This is a genomic window from Mesorhizobium sp. M7A.F.Ca.MR.148.00.0.0, assembly GCF_003997735.1.
GTDB lineage: Bacteria > Pseudomonadota > Alphaproteobacteria > Rhizobiales > Rhizobiaceae > Mesorhizobium.
Genome location: NZ_RZTB01000198.1, coordinates 1 through 5,695 on the forward strand (window position 1 = coordinate 1; position 5,695 = coordinate 5,695).

A 5,695-nucleotide genomic window follows, 5' to 3' on the forward strand; every position below is an offset into this window, starting at 1 on the left:
CACTAGGACAATCAGCGGTGCGAAAACCACGGGCGCCAAGATCACCGTTGCTGGGATACCGCCGAAGACGATGTAGGCGAAAGCCAGCAGCACCAACAAGCTGACGGCCGCATGGAACAATGCTGCACCAGATGCAACCACCGGCAGTATCTGGATCGGAAACACGATCTTCTTCACATAATTGGCATTGCCTACGATTAGGCTGGGCGACAGCGAAATCACCTCGGCGAAGAATTGAAAGACAATCAGCCCGCAGAATAGGACAACCGCAAACTCGCCGGTGGAATGCGTTGCGCTCTGCTGGTCTGGCATCGTCCAGCGCGACTTCATCACCACGCCGAACACAAACGTGTAGACAGCCAGCATGAATAGCGGGTTGAGCAGCGACCACAGCAATCCCAAGGCAGAGCCACGATAGCGACCGACCACCTCCCGGCGAATGAGCGAAACACTAAGTTGAGTAAAATTCATGATGCGGCTTGAATCTTCTTTCTGTAATCCCACACAAAATCTTGTATCGCACCGGAAATATCAAAATCTGCTTTCCATCCAGTATCTCGCGTTATCGCGTCGCAGTTTAATTCAACATCCTTGACGAGAAATGACTTTTCAGGTACGTAATTACGACGAATAGGGCGACCGCAAGCATAAGCGCAAAGATCTATTACTTCATTTACACTAAGTGACCTCCCAGAACCAACGTTGTAAATTGCTCCTTTCTGTCCTTTCGGCTTTAGAACGGTATCAATGGCGGCACAAAGATCTCGCACGTCGATATAGTCGCGCAAGGCCTGCCCGTTGCCCCATATATCAATCGGAGCACCTAGAAAGGCGGCCCGAACGGCGGCGGCTACCACACCTTGACCCTTTTCGGGCGACTGGTATTTTCCAATGGGGTTCGAAGCACGAAGAATCGAGTAACTCCACCCCTCTGCTACAGACAACGTCCTAATGGCGTTCTCGACCATCAACTTGCCGCATCCATAGGTGCTTATAGGCACGGTTGGATGCTCTTCACTGATTTTTGGCTGCTGGGGGACCCCATAGATTGTCCCGCCAGACGAAAGATAAACTACGTGCTGGATCGAACTTCCGCGCATACTCTGCAGAAATTTGACATGCGGGATAACATTTCGGTCCACCTCAGACACGAGGTCATTAGCAAACGTGGCTGGCACAGATGCACTAATGAGCAGCACTGCAGCGCTTAACCCTTCGAAGTGATGGCGATAGGTTGCAGGATCATCGAAATCAATAATCGCCATATTGGCGAGTTGAAGACCTTGCCGCCGAACAAACGCACGAAAGGGGATTTCTCTCTGATTGAAATGGTCAATCAAGTTCCGCCCGATAAATCCGGACGCTCCGAAAATGCCGATCATTCGTGTCCCCTTTTTCGAGGGCGAAGAAGTCCACCTCGTCCGTGCGGCTCGAGGCTGCCAATTTCCTTACACAACTTCCGATGGGACAAGATTTCACCTCGCCTCATGCCGCACGGTTCCGATCACCGTCCCGCGTCGATTCCAAATGCCGCAATATTTCTGCCGCGAAGGCTTCGGACGAGAAACTAGCCTCGAAAACTGCCTTGGCGGCATCCCCAATCTCGCGCCACTTCTCTCTATCGTCGAGAGCCCTCCTTAGAGCGGCCGCAAGGCTAATCGGGCTGGCATCTTTCGCCACATAGCCGGATACACCGTCCTCGATGAAGTCAGCGGTCCCCACAGCGGTGGAGCAAACCAGAATCTTGCCCGACCTTAGGGCATCGATGGAAACGAGGGGGAGGGTGTCGTCGCGTGAGGAGACAAGAAGTATATCCGTTTCATGCAATGCTCTTTCGTAGTCAGCGTGGCTGAGGGCTCCTTCCATGGAAACCCCAACTCTGATGTCTGCCATTTGATTGATCTGACCGTGATACGCCACGTTTAGAATTCGCCCGGCCAATCGCAATTCGCACATACGCCGAACGCTCTTTTCCAGTTCGTCCAGGGCCAGGATCGCCAGATCCTGGCCTTTGCGTGGCTCATATGAGCCCAGCACCGAGACGACGATGTTTTTGTCATCACCTGGGCTTGACTGAAATGGCTCTGAAACTGGGCCAATCGTTGACGTGCCATACGGAACAATGGAATAGCCCCGGAAGAATGGCTCCACCGCGCCGCCAGCAATCTTACTACCAACCCAGACACCAGCCGCTTTCTCAAGCGCGTACCTAGCATCGAGGTTCGATGAAAAAAGATCCTTCGCAAACTCGCTTTCGTGAATATACCAGAATGTTGGAACCAATTCCGCAAGCTGAGATACTATCGGCCATCCCAGTACAGTGTTAACGATCACCGTATCGAAATTTCTGCCAAATTTGAGAACGGTGTCATGCCGTTCAAACAGAAGCTCGTCGACAATGACGGCAACGCCCAGTTCATTGATATAATTTCGCATCGGGCCATCTGCCGGCGCCATCACAACAACAAAATTGCCAGCAGATGAAAGCGCCCTCGCCATGTCGAGAACCACGCGCGGTGCACCGCTTTCCGTCATATCATGGGAAACGATCAATATATCCTTGCCGGCTTCGTAATTGTGGCTCCAAGAGTCCACAATTCCAGCAGGCGGATGCACCTGATATTCCTCCTGAGAGTCGTGATAAAGCAAGTCTCGCATCTTCTTTGTATAAAATGGATCCCGAGAAATTGCCGTCGGCCATCTCTTCAGAAGATTTATATCAGCCTTATCGCGCTTAAATAGCTTCGAATTCTTTCCTCTCTTTTCAACTTCACCTATGGACGCATGACCAATGTGATATAGGCGGGAGTAGGGAGAATATACGCAGTCGTACCCTCTTTCTCGTACCTTCAAGCATAGGTCGACGTCAGAGTGAGAGACCGGAAAATTCTCCGCGTCAAACCCCCCAATTTCGGTAAATATATCACGGCTCACCATCAAGCACGCACCGCAAATGAGCGATACATCGCGAACGGACTGCGCAAAATTGTAGTGATCCGATGTCATATCGGGAAGACAATGAAATGCCGTTCCCACTAACCCCCGAACGCCAGTTACCATCCCCGCATGCTGAATCAAATTGTTTTCGTAAAGCAACTTCGGACCAACAATGCCGACATTTTCCAAGGTCGCAACTTCGAGGAGACACGTAAGCCAGTCTTTCGAAATTACCCGCACGTCGTCATTAAAAAATACCACGTACTTGCCCATCGCCTCGTGGGCACCCTGATTACATTTGTCAGAAAAATTAAAAGGCTTGTCATACGCCGAAAATTTTACCTTCTCCGAAATTGAACCAAGGCTTTTTATTATCTCTCCGTTCGTTACCACGATCACTTCAAAAGAGTGGTGGTCCGTTCCGTTCAATATTGAATCAATCGAAGATCTAATATTCTCAATATTATCGGACGGGACTATAATCGACACAAAATTCTCAGAAACCAGATCCGGACCTCGATGCACCCTATTCGCATGGGGTAAGGCCAAGGCTTCCCCCCCATAACGCCGGCGACGGATTGCATCTTCCAGCGCCATGATATTTGAGGTTCGAGCATGGTCTTTCCCGCCCACGGCCGCAGAGCCCTCAATCATCCGCCAACCGTACAGAACACGCTCTATGTGCACGACCTTGGTGAAACGCTCGGCCGCCCGCAACGCGAGATCGTAGTCTTGAGAGAAATCATATTCGCTTCGGAACCCCCCAACTTGCTGAACTAAGCTCTTCCGGTACGCAGTTAGATGAGCGGTATACATGCAGTTGAACAGGAGATGAGGACTCCAATCCGGCTTACAAAATATCTCTACCGGTCGATCGTTCGCGTCAACCTTACATTCATCCGAATATATAAAGTCAACGCGAGGATTCCCTACTACGACTTCTGCAATTCGCAGAAGTGCGTCCTTCGTAAGAATGTCATCGTGATCTAAAAGAGCGATATACTCTCCGGATGACAGGCTTAGCGCTTGATTGGTTGCCTTTGATATTCCACCATTCTCCAACAATCTATCGATCTTTACTCTCGTGTCGGCAGATGCGTATCTGTCTAAAAGACTTTTTATTTCCTCATCCTGCGAGCAGTCGTCGACAATAACGAGCTCCCAATTTTGGTATTCCTGCGCTATCACCGACAAGATCGCCCGCTCCAGAAAGCGGATCGGCGGCCTGTAAACCGGCATCAAGATGGATATGGTGGGACCGTCAAAGCTGGAGATAGAAAACGTGGCCAGCGAAAAGCGCGATGCCACATCTTCCCTCTCCCTGGACAAGTTTCCTGCAATGCGCTGATCCGGAACACGAAGAAGAGCGACACCGTCAAGCGTTACCTGCCTCACCCCCTTCAAAGCCACCCGGCTGTAGATGGCTTTTGCAACATTTAGCCAGCTACCGCGCTGGACACGGGACTGCCTAAGACGCTGAACCAGCTTGGTGGAAACCAATTGGTCAATCCACACCATTCGCATGGATTTCGCCGCCACCTCAGAACTATCTGGAGTGCTGTCCGTCTCGGCATATATTTTCGACATTTCCTGCAATCTTTCCGCTAGGAACCATCTTTTTTCCTCCTTCAGCTCCAACCTTGTCTTCTCCAGCATTTCCGTCAGTCTCGTATTGTGCTCGACCGCAGTCGATAGCTGAGAGTGAATTAGCCTTTTCTCTTCGAGACTGCCTTCTAAAGTCTTCTCCGCTGTGGCGCGTTCGTCCGCCAGGCTACGGCGATATGCAGCTATTTCTGTATCTTTCTGCTGAAGCTCAGCTGCCAGCTGAGTAGCCCTGTTCGCTTGCTCTTCGACGGCGCGCTGCAAACTCAGTTGCGCTTCAGACGAGATTTGCTGTCGAGCTCGAAGTTCAGGAAAAAATGCTTCGCCAAATATTGGCGCGACCGCATCGAACTCCACTTTGACGCGGTCAAGATCAGCCATGGCTTTAGCGGGCTTTAGCGTCGTTCGCGTCGCTCTCCAGAGCCTTGAGTGCCGAGTAGGTGTCTTTTACCCAGCCGGCGATTCGTTCGTCGGCGAAGAGCGCGCCGTCTGTCGCTGCGTGGTGCTGATAATCCGTTGAGATATGAGCATCGATGTCAACTGCGGCCGCCGCCATGGACCGCGGCCAGGCCACCGAAAGCGTTGCCGCGATCGTGTCCAGCCTTGGTCGCCAGCCCTGCATCATCCCTTCATAAGAGACAAATGCACGTGGCGCGCCGCGCGTCGAGTGTTCAGCGTCCAGTTCATGGCGGAGCCAAAGCAGAGCACCAAAGCCGGGTGTCGACCGATCCCGTTTGCCGAGCGAGGCGATGACCGCAAGTGGATTACGGCTCGCAAGAACGTATCGGACGTCGATTTTCATAGATTTAAAAATGTGCGCGTAGAGCTGCACAAAACGCGAGATACGCGGTTCCTTCAAGACGAATAGCGAAGCACCATCGTATTCTTCATCGATCAAATGAGCGATTTCAGCCTTGTAAAATTGAGCTCGATCCCTCGATAAGTCGCTGAGATCAAAGTGCCGCCAATCGTCCCACCTGCTGCCAGCCTCAGCAAGCATCTGGTCGTGTAAGGCGATCAGCTTCGAGGGCTCCCAGTGGCCCATTGGATTCGTTGGATTGGCGCCCAGCATGTTCTTCGGCAGTTCCGCGCCGAGCAGACTGATCGCCCTCGTCAGCGCGCTGGTGCCCGAGCGATGCATGCCGAGCACCATGAT

3 protein-coding genes and 1 pseudogene are annotated in these 5,695 nt (G+C 52.0%); all 4 read right to left on the reverse strand.

Annotated features, from left to right (window positions below; translation table 11 throughout):
* Positions 1 to 471, reverse strand: a 471-nt coding sequence (locus EOB49_RS32490; RefSeq protein ID WP_164781892.1) for an ABC transporter permease, incomplete at its 3' end; no start/stop codon positions are given.
* Positions 468 to 1,382, reverse strand: coding sequence for an NAD-dependent epimerase/dehydratase family protein (locus tag EOB49_RS32495; protein WP_127383366.1), 915 nt, complete (start codon positions 1,380 to 1,382; stop codon positions 468 to 470). The genes EOB49_RS32495 and EOB49_RS32490, both read right to left, overlap by 4 nt.
* A gap of 103 nt (positions 1,383 to 1,485) precedes the next feature.
* Positions 1,486 to 4,920: a glycosyltransferase gene (locus EOB49_RS32500; RefSeq protein WP_127383367.1), complete on the reverse strand. Its 3,435-nt coding sequence runs from the start codon at positions 4,918 to 4,920 to the stop codon at positions 1,486 to 1,488.
* A gap of 4 nt (positions 4,921 to 4,924) precedes the next feature.
* A pseudogene (locus tag EOB49_RS36685) lies at positions 4,925 to 5,695 on the reverse strand (hypothetical protein); the annotation flags it as partial.

Excerpts from the sequence above, each read along its gene's own strand:
- EOB49_RS32495 (WP_127383366.1), bottom strand. The coding sequence starts at position 1,382 with ATGATCGGCATTTTCGGAGCGTCCGGATTTATCGGGCGGAACTTGATT.
- EOB49_RS32500 (WP_127383367.1), bottom strand. The coding sequence starts at position 4,920 with ATGGCTGATCTTGACCGCGTCAAAGTGGAGTTCGATGCGGTCGCGCCA.